The following is a 26,948-nucleotide window of genomic DNA, read 5'->3' on the forward strand; positions in this document are numbered from 1 at the left end:
TGATCGTTTAACACACGCTAACGTTTATATTATTTTGGCAACGAAAGTAGACCAATAATATCAGATTAATCAGAACACTTGCATCACAAGTTCAATCTATGTCACTCTAGCCACTGTATATAAAAACAGTGCGAGGCAGTCATGGCAGTAATAACACAGTTTGTCGTGGTCAGAGAAGGGGTTGAAAAGATGACATTCACATCTAAGAGGGAGGCTGATGCCTACGATAAGATGCTCGATATCGCCGATAACTTGATCCCTTTTATTCAACAAGCCGATTTGGGTATAGATGAAAGTGTGAGCGAAAAGCTCGCATTTTACTTCGCTAATAATAAAGATGAGCTGACGAACTTGCTTAAAGGGGTCGTTCAGGTTAATAGTACGCCAACGAATCCATCTACTGCGAAAAAAGCGGCTAAAAAGACCGAAGCAGCAGAATAAAAGTGTTAGGAAATGTAATGAAATCGAAATTCTATGAATCACTTAATCGTCAAGTATTAGCTTTGCTGGACGGTGAAGATGACCTTGTCGCGGGCATGGCAAATTTTTCAGCCTTACTTAATGATAACTTAACTGAGCTTAACTGGGTTGGATTCTACGTGATGCGTGGCGAACAACTGGTGCTTGGTCCGTTTCAAGGCAAAGTCGCATGCACGCGTATTCCATTCGGAAAAGGGGTATGTGGTACGGCAGCATTGACCAATCAAACTCAGCGAGTGGCCGATGTTAATCAATTTGATGGTCATATTGCTTGTGATTCTGCCAGTAATTCAGAAATTGTTGTGCCGGTTAGAGCACAAGGCAAAGTGATTGCAGTGCTGGATATTGACAGCCCTATCTTGGATCGTTTCGATGAAGAAGACCAAAAAGGGCTCGAATTATTGGTTAAAAGTTTTGAAAACTGCCTATTTGATTAATTTGCGTACAATAATGCATAATTCATAGTCGCAATCGGTGGCGTGCGCCTTATAATATGTGCCTGCACGCATTAAGCTGGTTTGATTAGCATGCAATAAATAAGCTTAGTGTTTTGAGCTGTAAAAAATTTGTTAAGGTCTATTTTTTAACTTTAGTAAACGCAGCTAGGATGCTAATTTGTACGTTGACTCACTATTGAGTTTAACGAAGATAAATGACTCGTAAGAAGTTGATCAATATCACCTCGAATCGATGTCTATTTTTTGACTGTGGAAGTAATGATGGAATCAACAGAAAAGTTGACCGACACCAATGCAATTTTGGCGTATTTGTATGAAACATTTCCTTTGTGCTTTATTGCTGAAGGTGAAACTAAGCCATTAAAAATCGGGTTGTTTCAAGATTTGGCTGAAAGGTTGGCTGATGATTCTAAAGTCAGTAAAACTCAGCTCAGAGTTGCCTTAAGACGTTACACCAGTAGCTGGCGCTATTTGAAGTCTGTTAAAACAGGCGCACAACGCGTTAATCTGGATGGCGAACCTTGCGGTGAGTTAGAGCAAGAGCATATTGACCATGCTCAAGCTATGTTGAAAGAGAGCCAAGAGAAGGCCAAAGCAAAACGTGCTGCACAAGCACCAAAGCCTGCGGCAAAGAAAGCGCCTAAAAAGGTGACGACTCCTCAACGCCCTAAAACTGAACGTCCAGCTAAGCCAGCACCTAAAGCTGCGCCAGTGATTAATTATGTTCAGGCTCAATTGACTGATTTAACGAAAAAACAACGCGTCAATGTTAAATTAGGTATGACTCCCGTAGCCGGCGTCATTACTGATATTAACAAGGAAGATATTCATGTTCAGCTTGATAGTGGCCTAACGATCAAAGTTAGAGCAGAACATATCCTGCTGTAATCATTTATTAAAACGGAGTAACTTGTTGATGCGAAACCTCACTTTGGCTACCTCTATCGCCACAGTTTTTGTCGGATTTTCGGCTTGGGCCGTACCACCTACTATTCAAATCAGCGAGTTACCCACTCTCAAGCAGGAAGCGCAACATAAGGTTGCTAGCAAACGGGTAACGGATTTATATACTCGCTCGCATTATCACCGATTTAACCTTGATGATGCCTTTTCTGCGCAAATTTTCGATCGTTATCTGCAGCAATTGGATTATCGTCGCAATGTATTAACGCAAGCTGATGTCGATAGTTTTAAGCCTTACGCGACTCAATTTGATGACATGCTCAGTTCTGGTGAACTTGAACCAGCCTATAAAATGTTTGATATTGTTCAAAAGCGTCGTTACGAAGGCTTTGTTTACGCTTTATCGCTATTGGATAAACCGATCGATTTCTCCGTCCCCGGTGATGTCTATGAGTACGACCGTGACGAAGCGGCATGGCCAAAAGATCAAACAGAAATTAATGAGTTATGGCGCCAACGAGTTAAATACGATGCGTTAAATCTAAAACTCACAGGTAAAGAATGGCCTGAAATTGCAGAAGTTTTGCAAAAGCGTTACAACAATGCCATTAAACGTTTGACTCAGACTAACAGTGAAGACGTATTCCAAGGCGTAATGAACGCTTTTTCACGTAGCATTGAGCCGCATACTAGTTACCTTTCGCCCCGCAATGCTGAACGTTTCCAAATGGAAATGAATTTAAGCCTAGAGGGTATTGGTGCACAGCTGCAACTGGAAGATGATTACACGGTTATTAAAAGCTTAATTGCTGGCGGCCCAGCGGCTGGCAGTGAAAAACTGTCACCGGAAGACAAGATTGTCGGCGTTGGTCAAGAAGGTGCAGAGATAGTTGATGTTATCGGCTGGCGTTTAGATGACGTTGTCGAACTGATCAAGGGTCCAAAGGGCAGTAAAGTTGTGCTGCAAATTTTACCTAAGAAAGGTGGCTCGAATGCTAAGCCATTCAATGTCACCTTAATTCGCGATAAAATTCGTCTGGAAGACCGAGCGGCAACCTCTAAAGTGATTGAACCTAAAGACGGTGAGTACGCTAATCGCAAAGTCGGCGTGATCCATATTCCTGGTTTCTACATGAATTTGTCACAGGACGTTGAAAAAGAACTGGTGAAGTTAAATGAAGCCAAAGTTGAAGGTATCGTAATTGATTTACGCGGTAATGGCGGTGGTGCATTAACCGAAGCCGTATTGCTGACGGGTCTCTTTATCGATATGGGTCCAGTGGTACAAATTCGCGATGCAGATGGCCGAGTATCTGCGCACCGCGATAACGATGGTAAAACCAGTTATGCTGGACCATTGACGGTAATGGTTGACCGTTATAGTGCTTCTGCCTCTGAGATTTTTGCCGCCGCGCTACAAGATTATGATCGCGCGCTGATAGTTGGTGAATCAAGCTTTGGTAAAGGCACCGTGCAGCAACATAAGAGCCTAGGTCGTATCTATGATATGTATGAAAAACCATTGGGTCATGTGCAATATACGATTCAAAAGTTCTATCGTATTAATGGTGGCAGCACTCAACTTAAGGGTGTTACGCCTAATGTAGCTTTCCCGAGTGCGTTAGAGCCAGGTGAATACGGTGAAGCGGAAGAGAAGAATGCCTTACCTTGGGATAAGGTGCCTATGGCGCAATATGGTACTCTTAATGATGTTACACCCGAGCTCGTAGCGAGTCTTGAGACTAAGCACTTAAACCGTATTAAAAATAGTGTAGAATTTGCTTATATCAATCAAGATATTGCCGACTTTAAAAAGCATCATAAAGAGAAAACGGTTTCTCTGGTTGAAAGTGAACGTATTGCTTCTCGTGAAGCAGACGAGAAAAAAGCCCTCGATAGAACTAATGAGCGCCGCGTTGCCAATGGTCTAGCTCCGGTTAAATCAATGGAAGACATTAAAGACGACGCCGAATTACCAGACGCATTTTTAGATGAAACAGCCTATATCACTCTAGATATGGCTGATGTGCAAAAACTGGCTAAAACCAGTGCTACTAAATAGGCGCTAGTCAAATCGATTTATCCAATATTAAAACGCGCTTATGGCGCGTTTTTTCTTATTTAGATCAGCGTTAAAGGGATCAAAATGACAGCTCAAGCAAAATACTTAAAAGATTATCAAGCCCCTCTTTTTACGATAGAAACCATTGATTTAGCCTTTAATTTGGCGGGTAACGAAACTCAAGTACAGGCGATAAGCCGAGTAAAGCGCACTGCTAAACATGAACAAGCGTTAGTGTTAGATGGCGATGATTTAAACATTGTATCGTTAACTGTCGATGGTGAGGTTGTGCCTTATCATGTGAGTGCGGGCCAGTTAGTCTTAGAAACGACGCTTGATGAGTTTGAGCTTAACATCATTACTAAGCTCGATCCTGAGGCTAATTCGAGCCTTGAAGGGCTGTATATGTCTGATGGTGCCTATTGCACACAATGCGAGGCCGAAGGTTTTAGACGTATCACTTATTTTCTCGACCGTCCCGATGTATTAGCTAAATATACAGTGCGTATTGAAGCTGATAATGCTGCGTTTCCATTTTTACTGAGTAACGGTAATTTAATCGATCAAGGTGAATTAGAAGGAGGACGCCATTATGTTTGCTGGCAAGATCCGTTTCCAAAACCAGCCTATTTGTTTGCCTTGGTCGCTGGCGATTTTGACTTATTACAAGATGAGTTTGTTACCCGCAGCCGCCGTAAAGTAATTTTGCAAGTGTTTGTCGATAGAGGGAATTTACATAAAGCCCACCATGCAATGGCGTCACTGAAAAAGTCAATGGCATGGGATGAAAGCCGTTTTGATCTCGAATACGATTTAGATATTTATATGATAGTCGCGGTCGATTTTTTCAATATGGGCGCTATGGAAAACAAAGGCTTAAATATTTTTAACACTAAATATGTGCTGGCAGATACCTTAACCGCTACTGATGATGATTATCACGGTATTGAGTCTGTCGTTGGCCATGAGTATTTCCATAATTGGACCGGTAACCGCGTAACGTGCCGTGATTGGTTCCAGTTAAGCCTAAAAGAAGGCCTAACGGTATTTCGTGACCAAGAATTTAGTTCCGATGTGGGTTCACGTGCAGTGAATCGAATTCATGCAATTAAAGTCATAAAAAATCAGCAATTTGCCGAAGATTCAGGCCCTATGTCTCATTCGATTCGTCCAGAATCGGTGATAGAGATGAATAATTTTTATACTGTGACTGTGTATAACAAAGGTGCTGAAGTGATCCGTATGATGCACACTTTACTAGGCGAAGAAAAGTTTCAGGCGGGGATGAAGTTGTATTTTAAACGCCACGATGGCCAAGCCGTTACCTGCGATGATTTCGTGGCAGCAATGGAAGATGCCAGCGGCGTAGATTTAACCCAATTCCGTTTATGGTATAGCCAAGCAGGTACACCAATTGTGACTGCAATGGATAATTTCGATGCACAAACAGGCACCTATCAATTAACCCTTAAACAAAGTCTCGCAAACTGCCCATCACCCTTACATATTCCGTTCAGTATTGAACTTTTAGATGCCAATGGACAGTCTTTAGTGACTGAAGTGCTTAACTTTACTCAAGCTGAGCAAGTGTTTAGTTTTGAGGGATTAACCCGCAAACCGGTAGCTTCATTACTACAAGACTTCTCTGCGCCTGTTAAATTACATTATGACTTTGATGTTGAACAACTGGTTCATTTAATGCGTTTTGCCAGCAGTGAAGTCGCGCGCTGGGAAGCCTCTGTCACTTTAGTGAGCCAAGCTATTTGGCAAAATGTGGCGAGTTTACAACAGCAACAAGCCATGACACTCGACCTTCGAGTGCGCGATAGCTTTAAAGGCGTATTATTAGATACCAAACTCGACCTTGCGTTAATCGCTGAAATATTAGCGATACCGACAGCATCTGCTCTGATTGAGCAAACAGAGTGTGTTGATTTAGATGCCTTAGCCCTAGCCCGTGAATTTGTGTTAACAGAGTTAGCCTCATATTGTGAAGATGAGTTAGTTACCTTATATCGTTCATTGATTGGAGAGGATACAAATCAGGCAAGAGCGTTAAAAAATCAATGTCTTATTTGGCTAGCAAAGGTATCGGATGAGGCTAATAATTTAGTGATAGCTCAGTTTGAGAACGCGAGTAATATGACAGACTCACTCGGCGCACTGACGGCGGCGAATATGGGCGATTTACCTTGCCGTGATGAGCTAATGTCGGCATTTGAATTGCGTTGGCAAGATACACCTTTAGTCATGGATAAATGGTTTATGCTGCAGGCTAACCGTGATTCAGATGAGGTCATTGAATGTCTTCGTCAATTACAGCAACACAAGAGTTTTAGTATGAACAATCCAAACCGAGTGCGGGCATTAATTGGGAGTTTTGCGGCGGGCAATATTTATCAGTTCCACCGTAAAGATGGTAAAGGTTATGCGTTTTTAACCGAATGTTTAATTACCCTTAATCACTTAAACCCACAGATTGCCGCTCGATTGGTGACGCCATTAATTCAGTTCCATAAGTTTGATTTAGGTCGTCAAACCTTGATTAAAGCGTGTTTAGAACAACTTTTAGCCTTACCTGATTTATCCAAGGATATGTACGAGAAAGTGTCGAAGACGTTAGCAAGCTAACCGTTTGTGGGAGGAGGGTGGCAGTGAATGCCGCCCTAATATTATGGAATTACATTTCAAACTTTCTATAAGCTATAGAGATTTTTTACCTTATTATCAAGGTGTTGCTGATAAAATAGAGGTCCATGAAACTCAAGGAAGAATTCTGTGGATTAATGGTCGGCATTTTAGACGTTTCTTGACTGAAAATGGTATTCAGGGCTATTTCAAATTAGTTTTAGATAACAAGGGTCAGTTTGTTTCATTAAATCGTATTTAACGATAATTTGTTTATTTTAACTTAGAGTAATTACTTTAAACGGGCGATTGATTATTACACACCTTCTTGAATACTTAGCTTAAAAGTATGCACATGAATTTAAAGTGTTTTTTAAACTTTTAATGCTTTAATTTATATCCTTCTTTTCCCTAATTTAAATCACTTCTGATAAATCTACAGCACAAATGTACCTACATGCTTAATTCTTTAGAAAATTATCTCTAACAGTGTCTTGCTCAAGGAGAATATTTGCTGTAACAATATTGTTGCCTGTGAGATAACAAGATGTTGAGCGTAATTCCTAAAACAAAAATCCAGCAGGGTACGGAGAGCTAAAATGAAAATTGTTAAAAATAGTTTTAACAAGTCGGCACTTGCTTTGGGGGTGGCGTCGGCATTGAGTTTATTAATGATCCCAAGTGTTAATGCTATATCATTTGATTGGGGAGAAGTTGAGGGTACATTTGACTCAACTTGGACTGCTGGTGCGAGCTGGCGTGTAGGGGAACGTGATTGGGAAGGTCAAATTGGTAAGGTGAATCAACCTCAATTCGATTGGTCTAATTACAGTGCATTTAACAATAATAAATATACTTCAGCTGAAATTTGGGCTCAACCAGGTTCCTATTCAAGCAACAACGATTTAAGTAATTTACTCTATTCTCAAGGTGACACTACCTCTGAAATCGTCAAAGGTTTACATGAGTTATCATTGAAATACGAAAACTTCGGTTTATTCGCACGTGGTATGTATTTTTACGATCGCAAATTGAACGATGGCAACTATGACTACAGCGATCCAATAACGGGTAAAGAGTTTGACCCGTGTGAAGATAGCCGCGCCTCAGAAGTACAATGTAAAGATATTCGTTTATTAGATGCATTTGTGTATGGCAACTTTGATTTAAACAATGGTGCTAACCCACTTTCAATCCGTGTTGGTAATCAAGTGGTGTCGTGGGGTGAAAGTACGTTAATTGCCCACGGGATCAGTGAAATCAACGCGGTTGATTTGAACATACTTAACGCGCCAGGTGCTGAACTAAAAGAAGCATTCAGACCTCAAGGTATGGTGTGGGCATCTCTTGGTTTGACAGATTCGTTAACCGTTGAGGCTTTCTATCAGTATGACTGGGAACCTATTTGGGTGCCTACAGCGGGTTCTATCTTCGCAACGAATGATTTTGTTGGCTATGGCGGTTACGCACAAAATGCGCAGCTAGGATTTAATTCTAACCCTGATATCAATTTAGATTTTATGACGCAGGAATATGAACTTCTAGCGGGCATGATAGCCAGCGGTCAATCAATTCCAACACAGCAGTTAGTGGCTATGGCTTTAGCATATCCAACTAAATTAACACTGGTACAGGATGAGCAAAAACCCAGTGATGATGGTCAATACGGTATCAAGTTAGGTTATTACGCGCCACAACTTGGTGAAACCGAGTTTGGGTTCTATTTTATGAATTACCATAGCCGTCGCCCACTTATTAGTGGTACAGCTGCTGATTTTAGTACGGGTGCGCTGTTATCTGATATGGCAGCACTTGGTCAAAGCGCGGGGGATATTAACCGCGAACTATTATTGAGTTTGAAGAGCTTCTCTAAAGCGCAAGTCGTCTATCCAGAAGATATTAAACTTTATGGTTTTAGCTTTAACACGCTTGTTGGTGATACCTCTGTCGCGGGCGAAATTGCTCATCGTCAAGATGAACCACTGCAAATCGATGACGTTGAATTGTTGTTTGCAGGTATGCCGCAGCAGTTAGCCAATGCAGGAATTCGTCCCGATCTTGATGGTATTTCACAGATTAAAGATGTTCAACCGGGTGAAACCGTCGATGGCTTTATTCGCCTTGACACCACACAGGCACAGGTGACATTGACCCATTTATTTGGCCCAACTTTGGGACTCGATAATTTGACAATGCTGGCCGAAGTCGGTGGTGTATGGATCCACGATATGCCTGGTTTTGATGAATTGCGTCTTAATGGTCCAGGTACATCTCGTTCTGGTGGCAATCCAGATATGCCGGGGATTATTCAAGCTCTGCATAACGGCCCTGAAACTAATCCATTCCCTACTGATTTTGCCTGGGGTTACCGCGTAGTGGCTAAAGCCGATTTCAATAATATATTCGCTGGGGTCAACATGTCACCACGAATGATTTTCTCCCATGACGTTGACGGTATTACGCCCGATCCTATGTTCCTGTTCACGGAAGGACGTAAGTCTGTCGCGTTAGGTGTTAACTTCGACTATCAAAACCGTTGGGGTGCAGATATCTCCTATAATAATTTCTTTGGTGGTGTCGGGACGACAAATGCGATGGCAGATCGTGATTATGTTTCATTCAATATCAAGTATTCGATCTAAAAGGACTCAAACAATGAAGAAACTGACGATATTGGCGAGCGCGGTAATGATGGCGCTTGTGGTGCCAGTGGCTACGGCGAAAATTTCTGAAGCCGATGCCGCTAAACTTGGCAATGAGTTAACGCCTTTAGGGGCTGAAAAAGCTGGTAATGCTGACGGTTCTATTCCTGCGTGGGATGGGGGCATTACTAAACCTGTAGCGGGTTATACCAAGGGGATGCATCATCCCGATCCTTTCCCTGAAGATAAGATTGAATTTACCATCACCAATGCTAATAAAGAGCAATATAAAGACTTTTTAACGCCGGGTCAGATAAAGTTATTCGAGCTTTATCCTGAAACCTACAAAATGAATGTGTATCAAACTCGCCGTAGCGCCTCTGTGCCGCAATATGTCTATGATGCGACTAAGGTGAATGCTACCCGTGCAGAATTGATTGCCCAAGGTAATGGAATTTCAGGTGCCACCATTGGTATTCCATTCCCGATCCCTGCAAATGGTTTAGAAGCGATTTGGAACCATATTTTACGTTTTCGCGGTGTTGAAATTTCGACTTCACGTAGCCAAGCTGCCCCGACAGCCAATGGGAGTTACAGCTTAGTCGAAACAGCCGAAGAAATTCGATTTGAATATTCTCGCCCTGAAATCACCTTAGAACAACTGAAAGCTAACAATACCTTATTTTACTTTAAGCAAGTGGTAACCCAGCCTGCGCGTCTCGCTGGAACCGCGTTGTTAGTCAAAGAAACCATGGATCAGGAGGCATTGCCTCGTCAAGCTTGGACCTATAACACCGGACAGCGACGTGTACGCAAAGCGCCAAACGTAGCATTTGATACACCTGGTACAGTGTCCGATGGTTTACGTACCACAGATGACTTAGACATGTTTAACGGCTCACCATCGCGTTACAACTGGGAGCTTGTGGGTAAGAAAGAAATTTATATTCCGTATAACGACTATAAATTGCATTCAGACAAGCTGAAATATGACCAAATATTAAAACCGGGTCATGTGAATCCTGAATATGTGCGCTGGGAAAAACACCGTGTATGGCAGGTGAGGGCAACGCTGAAAGAAGGTATGCGCCACATTTATAAAGTACGCGACATGTATCTTGATGAAGATTCTTGGCAAGTATCGATTGCCGATCTTTATGATAACCGAGATCAGATGTATCGTGTGGCCGTTGCACATGGCTTGAACTACTACGAAGTTCCGACTCAATGGGACACCTTAGAAGTATTCCATGATTTGCAATCTCGTCGCTATCTTGCTATGGGCTTAGATAATCAAAGTGGTATGTATAACTTCGATGCCAAATTGCCAGAAGCTAACTTTACCCCCGATGCATTACGTCGTGAAGGTATTCGTTAATAAGCCATGTATAAAGGGGCGCTTTGCGCCCCTCATCCGTTTTAAGGAAGTTTGTATGCCGTTTCGCATCCTTCAGTGTGTTGCTGTATTTTGTTTGGGTAGTACTTTTTTTCCTTCTACGCTATCAGCAACTTCATCAGATCTGCTTTTTTCTCAAATTCAACCTCTTGCTGCATCGTCCTTGATTTTGGATATTGCTAACGTTGGCAATGGTTTAGTTGCTGTTGGTGAACGCGGTCATGTATTAGTGTATGACGGTAGTTGGCAGCAAGTAGCGACGCCCGTTAGCTCGCAGTTAACGAAAGTATTTTTTATTAATCAGAAATTGGGTTGGGCTGTTGGCCATGATGCAACGATTTTGCATACTCAAGATGGCGGCCAAACTTGGCAATTACAGATGCATTCGCCCGAGATAGAAAAACCCTTCCTCGATGTGATGTTTTTAAGTGAAAACAATGGTATTGCTGTTGGCGCTTATGGTTTGTTTTATCGCACTAGCGATGGTGGCGCTCATTGGAACGATGAGTTCCATGAAGAACTTTTAGCTGAAGAAGACGTATCTTATTTAGCAGAGTTAAAGGATAGCGACCCCTCTGCTTATTTAAGTGCGCGCACGTCTTTATTGCCACATTTTAATCGCGTTTTAACGTTAACCGATGGACGTTTATTGCTGGTTGGTGAGTTGGGCTTAGTGGCTGTTTCTAGCGACCAAGGCAAAACATTTGCACGTACCAGTTTTGCTTACGATGGTTCGATGTTTAATGCCATAGAAACTCAAGATACTGTGTATGTGATGGGGCTTCGCGGGCATGTATTTAAGGCCGACGTGAGTTTAAACCAGTGGACTGAAATCGCCTTACCAGTGCAATCCTCAATCAATGGCGTCATGTCTGCCGCTGACGATACACTATATTTAGTTGGCAATGCGGGGATCGTTATAAAACTGAATAAGGACGATAGCAGCAGTATTGTCACTCGTCGCCAAGGGGAAAACTTAGTCTCAATTGCGAAGGATAAGCAAGGTGATATTTGGTTATCTGGTAGTCAAGGATTGTTTATTCTTAAGCCATAAAATTTTAAAACAACAATAACAGGGCCGAGAAGATGTTAGAGAAACTGGTCAACGGATTTGAATCATTTTTATTTCGCAACCGCGCGTGGGTTGTTGGTATTTTTATATTTTTGACGTTGTTTCTAGGCTATCAAGCCAGTCAACTCAAAATGGATGCTGCTTTTATTAAAAATATTCCACTGCATCACAGTTATATGCAGACCTATCTTAAACACCAAAAAGATTTTGGCGGGGCTAACAGCATTATGGTGGCGGTAGAAGATACTAGCGGCAATATTTTTAATGCTAATTATTTTGATACCTTAAAAAATGTGCACGATCAGCTATTTTTTATTCCAGGTGTTGATCGTGCGCAGGTGAAATCCGTTTTTTCGCCATCGACTCGCTTTACCGAGGTTGTTGAAGACGGCTTTGCTGGCGGGCCGGTTATCCCCGCTGATTTTTCAACTTCGGTAGAGGGCTTAGAAACCGTTCGCGATAATATCGAAAAAGCCGGCATTGTCGGCCGATTAATTGCCAACGATTATAGTGCGGCTATGGTATCGGCACAGTTAATGGATTTTGATCCACAAACGGGAAAACCGCTCGATACTATTGCCTTTGCGGCGCAACTTGAAAAAGAACTTCGGGGCAAGTTCGAAACAGATAAAGTTAAAATTCATATCATCGGTTTTGCTAAAATGGCCGGTGATGTGGCCGATGGCGCTAAGGGTGTATTGCTGTTTTTTGTGATCGCCATTTTGATTACAGCCGTTATGGTTTACCTGTTTTCTAAATCACTGATCCTGACTATTTTACCCCTCGTCTGTAGCTTAACGGCTGTAGTATGGCAACTCGGTTTGTTGACTGTGATAGGGTTTGGCCTTGATCCTATGTCAATTTTGGTACCGTTTTTGGTGTTTGCCATTGGGGTGAGCCATGGAGTGCAGATCATCAATGCGGTAAGGCATCGCGTTATCGATGGGCAAACTACAAGAGCGGCAGCTGCCTCGGCATTTCGCAGTTTATTAGTCCCTGGCGGCGTAGCATTGCTGTCTGACACTGTTGGCTTTATTACTCTTTTATCTATTGATATTGGTATCATTCGTGAGTTGGCAATTTCGGCATCACTGGGCGTGGGCGTGATTATTTTCACTAACCTTATTCTATTACCGTTAGTCATTTCCTTTACTGAAATCAAAGTCAACAAACATGCTGTGCCGACGACTGAAGAAGTTCGCAGTGATGCCATTTGGCGTTTCTTAGCACGGTTTGCAACACCTAAATATGCAGTGGTAGTCATTATTGCCACCGTGGTGCTGTATTTTATTGGCCTACAACAAGCTAATAAAATGAAGATTGGTGACTTACAAGGTGGGGCGCCAGCGTTACATCAGGATTCACGCTATAACTTAGACACCTTCTTTATTACCGATCATTTCTCGATTACCACAGATGTTATGACTGTGATTGTTGAGGCGGCGCCTGAGGCTTGTACTTACCATGATGTACTGACACAAATTGATGAGTTTGAATGGTTAGTGCGTAATGCTCCCGGAGTTGAATCAACAGTGAGTTTGGCCTCTGTGGCTAAAAAAGTGAATGCCGGCTTTAACGAAGGTAATCCAAGATGGGAAGTGTTGCCGCGCACAACAGCAAGCTTAGTACAGGCCATTGGTCAGATTCCTACCACTTCGGGTTTATTAAATAGTGATTGTTCTGTGATGCCCGTATATCTATTTATGAAAGATCACAAAGCTGAAACCATTGAAACTGTGGTCGCGAAAGTCAAAACGGTTGCGGCTAAAATGGATAACGATAAGTTACAGTTTAAATTGGCATCTGGACCCGTGGGCGTTATGGCTGCAACCAATGAAGCGGTTGCGCAGGCGCAGTTACCTATGATGTTGTACGTCTATGGTGCTGTGTTTGTTCTGTGCTTAATCAGTTTTAAATCTTTTAAAGCGACGGTGGCGGTGATTATTCCACTTTATGTGGTGTCGACATTGGCACAAGCCTTGATGACTCAGCTTGATATTGGCTTAGCTGTCAGCACCTTACCCGTTATTGCGCTTGGCGTAGGCATAGGTGTGGACTATGGTATTTATATCCTTTCGACCATGTCGCCTAAATTGTCAGAAGGGATGCCAGTACAGCAGGCTTATTATGAGGCATTGGTTGAGCGGGGTAGTGCAGTGATCTTTACTGGCCTCACATTAGCAATTGGTGTGAGCACTTGGTTCTTCTCCGCACTTAAATTCCAAATGGACATGGGTATATTGTTAACATTTATGTTTGTGGTAAATATGCTCGGTGCAATCATTATATTGCCGGCATTGTCCGCTGTTTTCTGGCGCCAACCTAAGTAGATACTATCAATGGGGAGCATGAGCTCCCCATTTGCTTTTGAATACTTAGTCTGCTTTATCGATTATTTGGTCATATCTTATTATGGGTTTACGTCAATACTGACTTTAGACAGGATGTACCACTAAAATTTTGCTCGAATTACAGTGAGTTTAGTAATAGACTTTGCCCGATGATCCAGATCACACTAAATTAATCTGAGATTATTAAGCCGAAGCATCCAAATAATGAAAAAAAGCGCTGCCATAGACGCTTAAGGAAACAGCAACATGGCCTTGAAAGATGCAATGCCTTCAGTACTACTTGAAAAGGTAGTCAGTTTAATTCACGCTAAAGTCCCTAATTCACACGTCAAGCAAGTTGAACAGTTTGCCACCTGCCTTTATGCCCACATGTCGAAAGATGATCTCAATGCGCGTAATGACAGTGATTTATATGGTGCGGTTCTGAGTTTATGGAACGCCCTAAATAAAACGCCCAAAGGTAACACTCACCTACGAGTGTTCAACCCTAGCCAGGCCAAACACGGCTGGCAATCTACTCACTCAATCATTGAAATAATCCAACCTGACATGCCATTCTTGGTAGATTCAGTTGGTATGGCATTGAATCGTATGGGTATTACGGCACACATGATGTTGCATACACCTCTGGCCATTGAGCGCTCAGAAAGCAGTGTGAGCAATGTGGCTTATCTTAATCAGAGCCCTGAAAGCACTGAGCATGTTGCCGTTTTTCTGATTGAAATTGACCGTCAAAGCAGTACCGTTGACATTAAAGCATTAGAGCGCGAAATTCAGTCAGTACTGGCCGACGTTGCTGCTTCAGTCAACAATTGGGAAGCTATGTCGGCTAAGTTGAGTGAGACCATCAAGGACTTGCCAACCCGCCCGTTCCCAGGTGATCAGCAAGAGTTAGAAGAAACGATTAACTTCTTAACCTACTTGAATAATCATCACTTCACCCTGCTAGGTTACCGTCAATACGATTTAAAGCGTATCGAGGGTGACGTTGAGTTAGTGCCAAATATCGCCTCTAGTTTAGGTTTGATGAACAAGCACACTAAAGCTCAACCAGAACAAGGTTTATTGCTATCTAGCTTCTCTGATAGCGCTCGTAAAGAAGCGTTAGATCACAGTTTGCTAATCCTTACGAAGAGTAGTGCCAAGAGCCGTGTTCATCGTCCAGCCTATGTTGATTATATCGGCATCAAGCGTTTTGATAAGCAAGGTAATGTGGTTGGTGAAGATAGATTCATCGGCTTATATGCATCAAATCTTTATAACCGCAGCCCACGAGAAATCCCACTGCTGAATGAGAAAGTGCAGCGTGTATTAGATCGTTCTGGCTTAACTCCACGTTCGCACGACTATAAAGCCCTGCTAAACATCTTGGAGAATCTACCTCGTGACGAGCTAATTCAAGCCAATATGGATGATTTAGCGCACATGGCGTATGGCGTGTTAGAAATGCAAGACAGAGATAAATTGAAACTCTTTGTACGCAAAGATGGTTTTGGTCGTTTCTTATCTTGCTTAGTGTATGTTGCCAAAGATCGTTACAACACTAAACTTCGTCAAGATACTCAACGTATTTTGGCTCAACATTTTAACAGCAAAGAAGATGTAGAGTTTACGACTTATTTTTCTGAGTCAACGCTTGCTCGTACTCACTACATTGTCAAAGTTGATAACAATAATATGGATGTAGATGTGGCTGCCATAGAAAACAATTTAATCGAAGCGGCGCGTTCATGGGAAGATAAGTTAAGCACAGCGCTTAATAGTGCACTGGGCGAAGAAGCCGGCACACATCTGACTAAACGCTATTTCAATGCGTTTGAGCAAAGTTATAAAGAAGACGTATTGCCAAGCTCAGCTGTTGTTGACATGCAACAGCTTGAAGCGCTGGATGACGAACACAAACTGGGCATGTTGTTCTATCAACCGCAGGAAGCTGCGTTAAATGACAACAAAGTACGCTTGAAACTATTTCACAAAGATGAGCCTATTCATCTGTCTGACGTGCTGCCAATGCTCGAAAACTTTGGTCTGCGTGTGATTAACGAGCGTCCATATGAAGTGAAAACCTCTGATGGTTCTACTTTCTGGATTTTAGACTTCTTGATGACAGTTAAAGTCGTCAACACAGACAACATCGCCGATAGCCAAGATAGATTCCAAACTGCCTTGTCACAAGTGTGGCAAAAGAAATTAGAAGATGACGGTTTCAACCGTATTATTCTGGCGTCAGGTTTGACGGGCCGTGAAGTGTCAGTATTACGTGCTTATGCTAAATACATGCGCCAAATTGATGCAACATTTAGCCAAGCCTATATCGAAGAAACCTTCGGACGTTACCCACAAATCGCTGATTTGCTAGTTAAAATGTTCGTCCGTAAGTTTAATCCTAAACTAAAAACCCGCACTCTGGGCAAGTTTATGGAACAAATTAATCTACGTTTAGACGAAGTATCTAGCTTAGATGATGACCGTATTATTCGCCGTTATTTAGACCTGATTAATGCCACTGTACGTACTAACTTCTATCAACAGGATGCAAAAGGCGAAGCGAAGAGTTATATCTCGTTCAAATTCATGCCTTCAATGATCCCTGAAATGCCACGTCCATTGCCGAAATTCGAAATATTCGTTTATTCGCCACGGGTTGAAGGTGTGCATTTACGTTACGGCAAAGTGGCTCGTGGTGGTTTGCGCTGGTCAGATCGTCGTGAAGACTTCCGTACCGAAGTATTAGGTTTGGTTAAAGCTCAGCAAGTGAAAAACACCGTTATTGTACCCGTGGGGGCAAAAGGTGGTTTCGTTTGTAAACAGTTGCCTACTGAAGGCGGGCGTGAAGCCTTTTTCACCGAAGGTCAAGATTGCTACCGCTTGTTCATCCGTGCATTACTGGATATTACCGACAACATCGTTAATGGTGAAATCGTCCATCCGCTTGATGTTATCCGTCACGATGAAGATGACCCATATTTAGTGGTGGCAGCCGATAAAGGCACCGCGACCTTCTCTGATATCGCTAACTCAATCGCCATTGAATACGGTTTTTGGTTAGGTGATGCATTTGCATCGGGTGGCAGTAACGGTTACGACCATAAGAAAATGGGTATTACCGCTAGAGGTGGATGGGAATCGGTTAAGCGCCACTTCCGCGAAGTGGGCATTGATTGTCAAACCACAGACTTTACCTGTATTGGTATTGGTGACATGGCGGGCGACGTATTCGGTAATGGTATGTTGTTGTCTGAGCACACTAAGTTAGTGGCTGCATTTAACCACATGCATATCTTTATTGATCCTAATCCAGATGCAGCGCTAAGCCACGCTGAACGAGCGCGTTTATTTGTACTACCCCGTTCAAGCTGGGAAGATTACAACAGTAAGTTGATTTCAAAAGGTGGCGGTATTTTCCTACGTTCATCTAAATCAATTCCATTATCGGCAGAAATACAGCAGATGTTGGCCACAGAGAAAACCTCTATGACCCCCACTGAGCTGATGAAAGAACTGCTGAAAATGCCCGTTGATCTTATTTGGAACGGCGGCATTGGTACTTATATTAAATCGTCTCGCGAAACACATGCTGAAGTGGGCGATCGTGCTAACGATGCTCTGCGTGTTAACGGCGGAGAACTGCGCGCTAAGATAGTCGGTGAGGGCGGTAACTTAGGTTGTACTCAATTAGGCCGTATTGAATACGCGATGAACGGTGGCCGTATTAACACCGATTTTGTGGATAACGTCGGTGGCGTTGACTGTTCAGATAATGAAGTTAACATCAAAATCCTATTAAATGCGTTAGTGCATGATGGCGAAATGACGCTGAAACAGCGTAACCGTTTGCTGGAAGAAATGACGGAAGAAGTTCGTCAAATCGTGTTACAGGATTGTCAGGATCAAACTCGCACACTTTCTGTTACCCAAGTACGCGGTGCTGAGCAGTTAAAAGAACAAATACGCTTTATTCAATACCTTGAAAAAGAAGGTAAGTTAGATAGAGCATTAGAGTTCTTACCATCTGATGACGAGCTTGCTGAACGTTTAGCCAATGGTCGTTCATTAACGCGCCCTGAGCTAGCGGTACTAGGTGCTTATTCTAAGATGGTGTTGAAAGAGCAATTAGTCACTCCTGAAATCACTGAAGATAGCTTGTTAAGTCAATTATTAATTGCTTACTTCCCTAAAAAACTTCAGGAAAAGTATAGCGATAGAATGGCTACACACCCATTACGCGGTGAAATTATTGCAACTTCATTAGCCAATGAAATTGTTAATGATATGGGGCTTAACTTTGTTCAGCGTATGCAAGATGAGACGGGTGCCTCAGTTGCTGATGCGGCGATTTGTTACACTATGGCTCGCGAAGTGTTTGGTTTAGCTGAGTTAACTGAATCGATTAGCCAATTAAATGGTATTGTTCCAGCCGTTGTTCAAGGCGAGATGTTGCACCAGTTACGTCGAAATATGCGTCGTGCATGTCGCTGGTTCTTACGTCATCGTAATCGCGCATCGAGCATTGAACAAACTGTTGCTTTCTTCAAGCCGGTATTTGAACAACTAAAAGCTAATGTGCATTTATATCTAGCAGAAGATGAAGCTGCGGGTATTCAAACTGAGATCAATGCGTTGGTCAAAGAGAATGTACCGCAAGATCTTGCTACGGTTGTTGCTAACATGAGCACCTTGTTCTCCGCACTTGATATTGCACAAATTGCGCAAGCTGAAGACCGCAGTGTTGCGCTTGTTGCTGAAACTTACTTTAAATTGGGTGCGCGTATTGAGCTACATTGGTTCCTAGAACAAATTAGCGCGCAACCAGTCGCTAACCATTGGCAAGCACTTGCCCGTGCAGCCTTTAGAGAAGAGTTAGATTGGCAGCAACGCGCACTAAGTTCAGTGGTATTAAGAACCTGTAGCGAAAGCTGTGATGCGCAAACCGTGATTTCACAGTGGGTTGAAACCAACCAAACGCTGCTTGAAAGATGGTTGCATATGCTGGCTGATTTCAAAACATCGCAAAACCATGAGTTTGCTAAGTTCTCCGTCGCCCTACGTGAACTTAATCTGATGATCCTTCAGTGTGAAGGTCAAAAGTAAACTTTTATTATTATAAAAAGCCCTGGCGATAGCCGGGGCTTTTTTTAGGCTGAGGAAAATCTATGTTCTATAAAATCGCACAGAAAATCATGTTTCAGATGGATCCTGAGCGAGCGCATAATCTCGCCATTGGTGGTTTGCACATGACCAGCAATAGCCCACTAACTTGTTTTTATGGCCAACATATTACACCAGCACCAGTTACCTTTATGGGATTAACGTTTCCTAATCCAGTAGGACTTGCTGCGGGTATGGACAAAGATGGTGAATCGATTGATGCTTTTCATGCGATGGGCTTTGGTCATATTGAAGTGGGCACCGTGACACCAAGAGCACAACCGGGCAATGATTTGCCGCGTTTATTTAGATTAAAACCTGCTAAAGGTATTATTAATCGCATGGGCTTTAATAATAAAGGTGTCGATAATCTAGTCAAAAATTTGCTCGCTAAAAAGACTGATATTATGGTTGGCGTTAATATTGGCAAAAACAAAGACACGCCTGTTGAACAAGGCAAAGATGATTATTTGATCTGTATGGACAAAGTATACTTGCATGCCGCCTATATTGCGGTGAATATTTCATCTCCCAATACTCCAGGGTTACGATCGCTACAGTATGGCGATCTATTAGATGAACTGTTAAGTGCGATTAAAACTAAGCAACTTGAGCTTGCTGAAAAACATAAAAAATACGTGCCTATCGCGCTTAAAATTGCACCTGATTTAACCAGCGAAGAAATAGAAAATATTGCACAAGCTTTAATTAATAATAAATTTGATGGTGCCATTGCGACCAATACGACGTTAACACGTGATGGTGTTAGCGGTCTTGCTAATGCGAATGAAAGTGGTGGCTTAAGTGGTAAACCGTTGACAGAGCTATCGACTAAAGTGATCAAACAATTAGCGAGCTGTTTAAAAGGACAGATCCCGATCATTGGTGTTGGAGGAATTAATAGCACAGAAGATGCGCTGGCAAAATTTGATGCGGGTGCAACTATGGTACAGATTTATTCTGGTTTTATTTATCAAGGTCCAAAACTAATTAAAGAAATCGTTGACGCTTATCGCCTGAAATAATCATCTTATGATCAATATAACGATCTCAATAAGATCTTTTTAATAATAGCGATCTAAAAAGATCCTTAGATCGCTGTTAGGATCCTGCAACATTTAAACTAAGTGTTTGTTAAATAATTTGTATTTTATTATATTTATTTTGATATTGGATAAAATATCTACTAATATGTCACAGTGTTCAAATATTGGGTCAATGTTATGTTATTAATGCCTCAAAAGGATTGGCAATGGAAATATAACGATTCCTATGGTTTATTAGGCGTATCGTTAGGTTCCGAGATAGAGTTTCTGACGGCTTATAAAGCGAGATCACTCATACCCGATGCATTATCTGGTATGGAGTTTAGTATTGAGCACGCCAAATTTTATATGACCTTGATTGATAAGCTACCTAAAGCCTTATCTTTGACTGATGCTGCAATTGTCCAAATTGCGCTTAATGCAACTGCTGCACATTTTATGTTAACGCCACAAATGCCTAAATCTTGGTTTTTTGATAACAGTGATGTGTGTGTTTATAGCGATGTCGGTAAAGTATTTGAGCTTAAATGCCAAAAGCAACGAGTGCTCGCCTTAGTCATTGAAAATACCCTACAGTCGGCGCTCGTGATGTTATTGTCACCTGAATGTGTCTTGTCGAGTGCGAAAATCATGCAACAGTTTGAAACCATCAAAGTGATGCATAATCGTTTACATCCGCTGCGTGCACAGCGTCATGTGGTTGCGGCATAGTTATATATAGTTATTGTGCATGACGATAATGTTTAACTTATGCTCTTACCCCGTGCTCTTAATCTAGTACTCTTAAATATTAATGCTTAGAGTTACAGCGCTTTTTAATAACGCATTTTATGCATAACCTTAAACCTATTACCTCAAATATGCATATGTAAATGATTTGTGCGTTCTGCGTTTTTTTATTGTTTATTAGTGTGGCTTTTCTAGGTTATTTAGTATGGTAAGAATGAAATATCTATTGATATGATGGATGCTTTATACAGAATCTCCTTTTATCATCAGATCTAATATTAAATGATTTACCCCCCTCTAATTAAAAATTACCATCCTAAATCCTTTTTGATTATTAAATTTTGCCTTGGTTATTACCAAATCTGGCAGGAAGTTGCTTGGCCTCTCTGCGTTGGTCTGTCTAACCATAACTGGCTATGGTGTACGACAGAGCGCCTTGATATGTGCAAAAATCTGCGCATTCAGTTATAAAATAGATTTTTCGTTTCAAAATAATTATTTATAGCATTGATTTAGTTTGTTAAATTTAGTTTGTTAAATTTAGATTGTTAAATTTAGATTGTTCGACACTCGTTATCCCGAGTTCAGGTTTATTAGCAATTGAGATGATAATAATCGTGGGTAAAGCGATTAGTGAAGGGGTATTACTGCTGGCTTAACCCTTATTAGGTCATAAATCTGGCCTAATAAGGGCTATATTCTTAATAAGGGTAACATTATCGCGCGATAAATTATCTAACAGACCTTAGAGGTTAATCGTTACCTTTTCAATCACAATAGGCTCGCGAGGTACGTCTTCGTGACCAGCCACTGTGGTGGTTTTGATTTTCTCAATCTGCTGGATAATGTCCATTCCCGCCGTGACCTTACCAAATACCGCATAGCCCCAACCATTATTGGTGGTGGCGGTGTGATCTAAAAAGTCGTTATTAGCAGTATTAATAAAAAATTGAGCGGTAGCAGAGTGAGGTGCATCAGTACGTGCCATGGCGATAGTGCCTAAGGTATTACTTAAGCCTTTATTGGCTTCGTTGACGATGGGCTCATGGGTCGGCTTTTCTTTCATTTTTGCAGTAAAACCGCCACCTTGGATCATAAAGCCCTTGATCACTCGATGAAATATCGTGTGTTCAAAAAAACCTTCTTCGCAATAACGCACAAAGTTTTTTGAACTAACTGGCGCATGCTCAAAATCGAGTTCTATACTGATGTCGCCTAAATTGGTGCTGAATGTAATCATACGAATATCTTCTGTCTTAGTGAGTTATCACGTTTATAAGTTAAGACTTTTATAGAGTCATTACTTTGTTTTAGGGCCATTAGTCCAAGGATTAAATGGTGCACTGCGACCCGTTTCACCATCACTTATTGGCACCGATGCTGCGCGACTGAGTGTGGCTTTGGCTTCAGGCTTGGCTTTAGCACTACGATGTTTTTTCGCATGAGCAGTTTCAAAGGAGCCTTCTTTAGCTGGACGCTGCGGTTTAGCTTCAGGTGCACGTGGCTTAAAGGTTTTTGGTGTGATATTTTTCGGCACGAAATCGAGGATTGAAATTGGCACCTCTTTACTAGGTACAAAACCTTCTATTTCTTTGCGTACGATAATGTGGCCTAAACGGCGCTCAATAGCACACAGGTTTCTAAAATCATCTTTAGATACAAAAGAGATAGCTTCACCACAGGCACCAGCACGACCGGTTCGGCCAATACGGTGAATATAATCATCGGCTTCATCGGGCAAGTCGTAGTTAACTACGCGAGTAAGGGCGTCAATATCGATGCCGCGTGAGGCAACGCCAGTGGCAACTAAAAAGCGTAATTTTCCGGATTTAAAATCGACTAATAGCTGTTCGCGCACTGCTTGGCTACGACCACTGTGAATCGCTTCGGCGGCAATACCGCGTTTTTCGAGTTGGCTGACGAGTTTGGCAGCGCCTTGTTTGGTCTGGATAAAAATTAGAGCCTGTTCCCAAGCTTGCTCTGTAATGAGCTTACTCAGCAATGCTGATTTTTTGTCTTTATCAACGGTGATCAACCATTGATCAATCTGCGGCGCGTTGGCGCTATCGCGGGCAATTTCAATTTCGACGGGGTTTTCAACGGCAGTTTTCGCTAAAAAGCGTACTTGCTTAGATAAGGTTGCCGAAAACAATAGATTTTGTCGCTCAGCAGGCAGGCGCTCGATGATCTTATTGATATCTTCGATGAAACCCATGTCGAGCATTCTATCGGCTTCGTCTAACACTAAGACCGATATTTCATCAAAATGAATCGCTCTTTGGGTATACATGTCGAGCAATCGGCCCGGCGTCGCCACTAAAATGTCCACGCCTTCGATGAGGCGCTGTTTTTGAGGTGCTGCATCAACACCGCCATACATGGCCATCGATGTTAAGGGTAGATATTTAGCATATTTAGCAATATTGTCTTCTACCTGAACGGCCAATTCACGGGTCGGCGTCAGGATTAGTGCACGCACTCGTTTAGCGCGGATTTTTGGCTCATCGGCGAACATTTGCAGTAGCGGCAATACAAAGCTCGCTGTTTTACCTGTACCGGTTTGCGCGCCGGCGAGCAGGTTTTTACCTTTCAAGATCACTGGAATGGCTTTTTCTTGAATAGGAGTCGGTGTTGTATAGCCGAGCTCTGTGATGGCTCTTAAAATCGGATCGCTTAATCCAAGTTTGGAAAATGGCATTGAATGTCTCAGGTAAAGGGTCAGGTCAATCATTGTTAAACAAACTGAACGCTAAAGCGTTAACAGCGGAGCTGGGCAATATTATAGCAGGAGGTGCAACAAAATAGGCGATTATCATTATCGTCAAATTCTGTTTTGAGTTTATTAGGATATTTGTCCGTATTGATGCGTAATATCTAGAGGATAGATATTGCGTACATTAATATCTCACAAATTTGTAACTGCGCGTGTATTAACAAGTAACACTGCTGCAATTGTTGGAACAATATGCTTAACTTAGGTAGTTTTTGTGCGCCTACTTAATATAAAAAGGATTAATAATAATGAAGAAAACTGCTATTTCCCTTGCGATAATATTATCGCTAGCCGGCCTTGCTGGTTGTCAATCACCAACTGTTCAAACAACGCCAGTGGTCGCAGCTGACGTCAAAGCGGCTTCATTTTCGCAATTTTCAGCGAATTTTATTGATTCTTTGTGGGAATTATCGCCCACTTGGGCTTTATACAGCGGCAAGCACGTCAATGACGGTTATCTTGAAATTCCTGATGCTGCAGGTCGTATAAAAACCCTCGATTTTGTTAAAGCACAGCAAGCGCAACTGACGCAGTTCGAGCAGAAGTCGCTAACACCGAATGAACTGATTGATTATCATCTTATTGATAACTTGCTTGGTAGCATGGCGTGGGAAATTAATAGCTTTAAGTCTTGGCAGTGGGATCCTTCAAGCTATAACGTTTCAGGTGGTTTTGCCCAAATCATTAATGAAAATTTTGCACCCTTGGATGATAGATTACGTTCTGTATTAGCTAGATTAGAAAATGTCCCTGCTTATTATATTGCAGCACAGGCAAACATTAATAACCCAACGTTAGAACATACCGAATTAGCTGTTCTACAAAACCAAGGCGCATTTTCAGTATTTTCTGACGAGTTATTAAAACAGTTGGCAGATTCTGGCCTAACTGATGCTGAAAAATCATTATTTAACACTCGTTTTAACGCAGCAACTGCAGCCATTAAGGGTCATATCGCGTGGTTAGATAAGTTAGTGATTCAATTAAAACAAGATGGCGCCCGTAGCTTTAGAATTGGTGAGGAGTTATACGAGCAAAAATTTGCTTTTGATATTCAAGCAGGCATGACAGCAAAACAGCTTTATCAAAAAGCCATTGCTGATAAAGAGCGTGTTCAAGCTGAAATGGCAAAGATTACCGACGCCTTATGGCCTAAGTATTTTAATACTCCGCAGCCTAAAGATAGTAAGATTGCAATTCGTCAATTAATTGATAAATTATCGACTAAGCATGTACAACGTGATGAGTTTGTAAATGAAGTACGTAAACAAATCCCTGAATTAATTGAGTTTGTGAATAAAAAAGATTTAGTCACATTAGATCCCAAAAAACCGTTGATTGTGCGGGAAACACCAGAATATATGCGAGGTTATGCAGGCGCCTCAATTAGCGCTCCTGGTCCCTATGAGAAGTCAGGTAATACTTATTATAACGTTACACCGCTGGATGGTATGAGTGATGCTTCTGCCGAAAGTTACTTACGTGAGTATAACCACTGGATCTTACAAATCCTCAATATCCATGAGGCTATTCCTGGGCATTACACTCAATTAGTTTATTCAAACCAATCTCCTAGTTTAATTAAAAGCTTATTTGGCAATGGCGCTATGGTAGAGGGATGGGCGGTTTATACTGAACGTATGATGTTAGAAGAAGGCTATGCTGATTTTGAACCTGAAATGTGGTTAATGTATTACAAGTGGAATTTGCGCGTTATCAGTAACACTATTTTAGATTACAGTATTCATGTTAAAGGCATGACTGAAGAGCAAGCCATCGCCCTGATGATGAATGAGGCTTTTCAGCAGCAAGCAGAAGCTGAAGGCAAGTGGCGCCGCGCAACGCTTAGCCAAGTGCAGTTGACTAGCTATTATTCAGGATATCGAGAAATTTATGATTTTCGTGAAGAGTACAAAAAGGCCCAAGCTGAAGCGTTTGATCTTAAAACCTTCCACGAGCAATTCTTGAGTTACGGTAGTGCACCGGTTAAATATATACGTCAGTTAATGCAAGCTAAATAATTTTATGATTAATCCAGAGGCCAGGGCGGGATTAAGCTTTGTTAAATCTTTTAACCAAAGAAAATCTCGCTCCTAAAATCGCCATTCCATGCTGCCTTTCTTATCTTGGTTGGTTTACTGGCTTTTAGCGGATGCTGCTCTAAAAGGTTCAGCACGATACGCCGAAATAGCGCCATCTTCTTCGCGTTTTCACGGTCACCCATTCTTGAGCTGTCTTCCCTAAAGGTGACGTCAAGCACCCAGTGTTGCTGGTTCTCGATGTGCCAATGCTGACGCACCGCTTTGGCTGCAAGTTCGACGTCCAGAGGTAAAGAACTTAAGTAATAATCCGTATTAATGCTTGTAACACCTTTATATGTTCGTTGACGCTCAACGGCAATTAGCGACTTGGCTGATGGCCACTTTTTCGCGAGCGCCTGCGGCAGCTTTGCTGGAATTTGAAATGTCGTGCGACGCTCCTTACGGCCATGCCCCTTGTCATCCTCTTCGATACTCAATATGTCGACGCCGTCGTTATCCCAGTGAGGTTGGAACTGCATCTCTATGGCCTGCCTAAGTAGAGGTTGGTTGCCTTTTACCTGAACAACATAGTCACCTTTAGCTTTGATGATTTGTTGAAGCGTTTCCCGCTGGCAGTGAAGTGCATCAAAGGTTACAACAGCGTCTTTAATGTCTAACATGTGCAACAGCGCTTGAACCGTTGCGATTTCGTTACCTTTGGTCTGTGTATCTTGCTGATACAGCACAATTCCTTGTTCGGTATCAAAGGCCGAAACGAGGTGTAGCGCATTTTTAGCGCCATGTTGATTAACTGCACCCCGCAACGTTTTGCCGTCGATAGCGATTAATGGCTTGGATGAGGCCTCTCTTAAGCTATTTGCCCAACTAAAGAGCGCCAACACCAGTATTTCGGTATCGATGACTTTAATGATCCGAGCAATGGAATGCCGAGTCGGGATCCCTTTGTCAAAATCTCGATGTTTACGTAGCCAAGATAGGTTCTCTTTGCCGAATTCTTCGATAGCTTGCCAGCCATCACAACCTGAAGTGATTGCCGCTAAAACGAGAAAAATAATATCAACTAAATCATGGTCTAGGTTGATGTGAGAGCGAGGGTCTTCGATGAGTTTCAAGTGTTCAAATAAGGACATGGATTAGGTTCAGTAGAATAACATGCCCGATCAGATCATGCAGATACGAAGAAGTTCCCTACTGTTAACAAAGTATGATCCCGCCCTG

At 42.1% G+C, this 26,948-nt stretch carries 17 protein-coding genes; 14 read left to right on the plus strand and 3 right to left on the minus strand.

The window, feature by feature from the left end:
* The first annotated feature begins 141 nt into the window (after positions 1-141).
* From BW947_RS11605 to BW947_RS11665, 13 genes are all read left to right on the plus strand, one after another.
* Positions 142-441 (plus strand): YebG family protein, encoded by a 300-nt coding sequence (locus BW947_RS11605; RefSeq protein ID WP_076499737.1) that lies wholly within the window; start codon positions 142-144, stop codon positions 439-441.
* A gap of 17 nt (positions 442-458) precedes the next feature.
* The gene (locus BW947_RS11610; RefSeq protein WP_076499738.1) at positions 459-917 is read left to right on the plus strand and encodes a GAF domain-containing protein; all 459 of its coding nucleotides are present in this window, start codon (positions 459-461) and stop codon (positions 915-917) included.
* A 282-nt stretch (positions 918-1,199) separates the two neighbouring features.
* Positions 1,200-1,826 (plus strand): RNA chaperone ProQ, encoded by a 627-nt coding sequence (gene proQ / locus BW947_RS11615; protein WP_115405803.1) that lies wholly within the window; start codon positions 1,200-1,202, stop codon positions 1,824-1,826.
* Between the two features lie 28 nt (positions 1,827-1,854).
* Positions 1,855-3,903: a carboxy terminal-processing peptidase gene (gene prc / locus BW947_RS11620; protein ID WP_076499740.1), complete on the plus strand. Its 2,049-nt coding sequence runs from the start codon at positions 1,855-1,857 to the stop codon at positions 3,901-3,903.
* A gap of 84 nt (positions 3,904-3,987) precedes the next feature.
* On the plus strand, positions 3,988-6,534 hold the full coding sequence (gene pepN, locus BW947_RS11625; RefSeq protein ID WP_076499741.1) for an aminopeptidase N: 2,547 nt from the start codon (positions 3,988-3,990) through the stop codon (positions 6,532-6,534).
* A 43-nt stretch (positions 6,535-6,577) separates the two neighbouring features.
* Positions 6,578-6,793: a DUF2835 domain-containing protein gene (locus BW947_RS11630; RefSeq protein ID WP_076499742.1), complete on the plus strand. Its 216-nt coding sequence runs from the start codon at positions 6,578-6,580 to the stop codon at positions 6,791-6,793.
* Between the two features lie 337 nt (positions 6,794-7,130).
* Complete coding sequence (locus BW947_RS11635) at positions 7,131-9,173, plus strand: DUF1302 domain-containing protein (protein WP_076499744.1); 2,043 nt, start codon at positions 7,131-7,133, stop codon at positions 9,171-9,173.
* A gap of 13 nt (positions 9,174-9,186) precedes the next feature.
* Positions 9,187-10,551 carry a DUF1329 domain-containing protein gene (locus tag BW947_RS11640; protein WP_076499746.1) on the plus strand — a complete coding sequence of 455 codons (1,365 nt, stop codon included), beginning with the start codon at positions 9,187-9,189 and terminating at the stop codon, positions 10,549-10,551.
* Between the two features lie 55 nt (positions 10,552-10,606).
* Complete coding sequence (locus BW947_RS11645; RefSeq protein WP_076499748.1) at positions 10,607-11,623, plus strand: WD40/YVTN/BNR-like repeat-containing protein; 1,017 nt, start codon at positions 10,607-10,609, stop codon at positions 11,621-11,623.
* Between the two features lie 32 nt (positions 11,624-11,655).
* Positions 11,656-13,971, plus strand: coding sequence for an efflux RND transporter permease subunit (locus tag BW947_RS11650; RefSeq protein WP_076499749.1), 2,316 nt, complete (start codon positions 11,656-11,658; stop codon positions 13,969-13,971).
* A gap of 267 nt (positions 13,972-14,238) precedes the next feature.
* Positions 14,239-19,083: an NAD-glutamate dehydrogenase gene (locus BW947_RS11655; protein WP_076499751.1), complete on the plus strand. Its 4,845-nt coding sequence runs from the start codon at positions 14,239-14,241 to the stop codon at positions 19,081-19,083.
* A 62-nt stretch (positions 19,084-19,145) separates the two neighbouring features.
* Positions 19,146-20,165 (plus strand): quinone-dependent dihydroorotate dehydrogenase, encoded by a 1,020-nt coding sequence (gene pyrD, locus BW947_RS11660; protein ID WP_076499753.1) that lies wholly within the window; start codon positions 19,146-19,148, stop codon positions 20,163-20,165.
* A gap of 198 nt (positions 20,166-20,363) precedes the next feature.
* Positions 20,364-20,897 carry a cell division protein ZapC gene (locus BW947_RS11665; protein WP_076499755.1) on the plus strand — a complete coding sequence of 178 codons (534 nt, stop codon included), beginning with the start codon at positions 20,364-20,366 and terminating at the stop codon, positions 20,895-20,897.
* Between the two features lie 763 nt (positions 20,898-21,660).
* Here the strand turns inward: BW947_RS11665 and BW947_RS11670 are convergent.
* Both BW947_RS11670 and BW947_RS11675 read right to left on the minus strand, forming a co-directional pair.
* Positions 21,661-22,155, minus strand: coding sequence for a peptidylprolyl isomerase (locus BW947_RS11670; protein WP_076499757.1), 495 nt, complete (start codon positions 22,153-22,155; stop codon positions 21,661-21,663).
* A 60-nt stretch (positions 22,156-22,215) separates the two neighbouring features.
* Positions 22,216-23,613 carry a DEAD/DEAH box helicase gene (locus BW947_RS11675; RefSeq protein ID WP_076499759.1) on the minus strand — a complete coding sequence of 466 codons (1,398 nt, stop codon included), beginning with the start codon at positions 23,611-23,613 and terminating at the stop codon, positions 22,216-22,218.
* A gap of 323 nt (positions 23,614-23,936) precedes the next feature.
* Here BW947_RS11675 and BW947_RS11680 point away from each other — a divergent pair, with 323 nt between their 5' ends.
* On the plus strand, positions 23,937-25,709 hold the full coding sequence (locus tag BW947_RS11680) for a DUF885 domain-containing protein (RefSeq protein ID WP_076499761.1): 1,773 nt from the start codon (positions 23,937-23,939) through the stop codon (positions 25,707-25,709).
* A gap of 50 nt (positions 25,710-25,759) precedes the next feature.
* Here the strand turns inward: BW947_RS11680 and BW947_RS11685 are convergent, their stop codons facing one another.
* Entirely contained in the window at positions 25,760-26,860 is a 1,101-nt protein-coding gene (locus BW947_RS11685) for an ISAs1 family transposase (RefSeq protein WP_076499763.1), read from the minus strand.
* Positions 26,861-26,948: the final 88 nt, after the last annotated feature.

The organism is Shewanella morhuae (assembly GCF_900156405.1).
Lineage (GTDB): Bacteria > Pseudomonadota > Gammaproteobacteria > Enterobacterales > Shewanellaceae > Shewanella > Shewanella morhuae.

Bases quoted from the DNA above. Each gene is read 5' to 3' on its own strand.
- BW947_RS11670 (WP_076499757.1), bottom strand. From the start codon at position 22,155: ATGATTACATTCAGCACCAATTTAGGCGACATCAGTATAGAACTCGAT.
- BW947_RS11645 (WP_076499748.1), top strand. From the start codon at position 10,607: ATGCCGTTTCGCATCCTTCAGTGTGTTGCTGTATTTTGTTTGGGTAGT.
- BW947_RS11630 (WP_076499742.1), top strand. From the start codon at position 6,578: ATGGAATTACATTTCAAACTTTCTATAAGCTATAGAGATTTTTTACCT.
- BW947_RS11610 (WP_076499738.1), top strand. From the start codon at position 459: ATGAAATCGAAATTCTATGAATCACTTAATCGTCAAGTATTAGCTTTG.
- BW947_RS11675 (WP_076499759.1), bottom strand. From the start codon at position 23,613: ATGCCATTTTCCAAACTTGGATTAAGCGATCCGATTTTAAGAGCCATC.
- BW947_RS11680 (WP_076499761.1), top strand. From the start codon at position 23,937: ATGAAGAAAACTGCTATTTCCCTTGCGATAATATTATCGCTAGCCGGC.
- BW947_RS11635 (WP_076499744.1), top strand. From the start codon at position 7,131: ATGAAAATTGTTAAAAATAGTTTTAACAAGTCGGCACTTGCTTTGGGG.
- BW947_RS11685 (WP_076499763.1), bottom strand. From the start codon at position 26,860: ATGTCCTTATTTGAACACTTGAAACTCATCGAAGACCCTCGCTCTCAC.
- BW947_RS11605 (WP_076499737.1), top strand. From the start codon at position 142: ATGGCAGTAATAACACAGTTTGTCGTGGTCAGAGAAGGGGTTGAAAAG.
- BW947_RS11655 (WP_076499751.1), top strand. From the start codon at position 14,239: ATGGCCTTGAAAGATGCAATGCCTTCAGTACTACTTGAAAAGGTAGTC.
- proQ (WP_115405803.1), top strand. From the start codon at position 1,200: ATGGAATCAACAGAAAAGTTGACCGACACCAATGCAATTTTGGCGTAT.
- prc (WP_076499740.1), top strand. From the start codon at position 1,855: ATGCGAAACCTCACTTTGGCTACCTCTATCGCCACAGTTTTTGTCGGA.
- pepN (WP_076499741.1), top strand. From the start codon at position 3,988: ATGACAGCTCAAGCAAAATACTTAAAAGATTATCAAGCCCCTCTTTTT.
- pyrD (WP_076499753.1), top strand. From the start codon at position 19,146: ATGTTCTATAAAATCGCACAGAAAATCATGTTTCAGATGGATCCTGAG.
- BW947_RS11640 (WP_076499746.1), top strand. From the start codon at position 9,187: ATGAAGAAACTGACGATATTGGCGAGCGCGGTAATGATGGCGCTTGTG.
- BW947_RS11650 (WP_076499749.1), top strand. From the start codon at position 11,656: ATGTTAGAGAAACTGGTCAACGGATTTGAATCATTTTTATTTCGCAAC.
- BW947_RS11665 (WP_076499755.1), top strand. From the start codon at position 20,364: ATGTTATTAATGCCTCAAAAGGATTGGCAATGGAAATATAACGATTCC.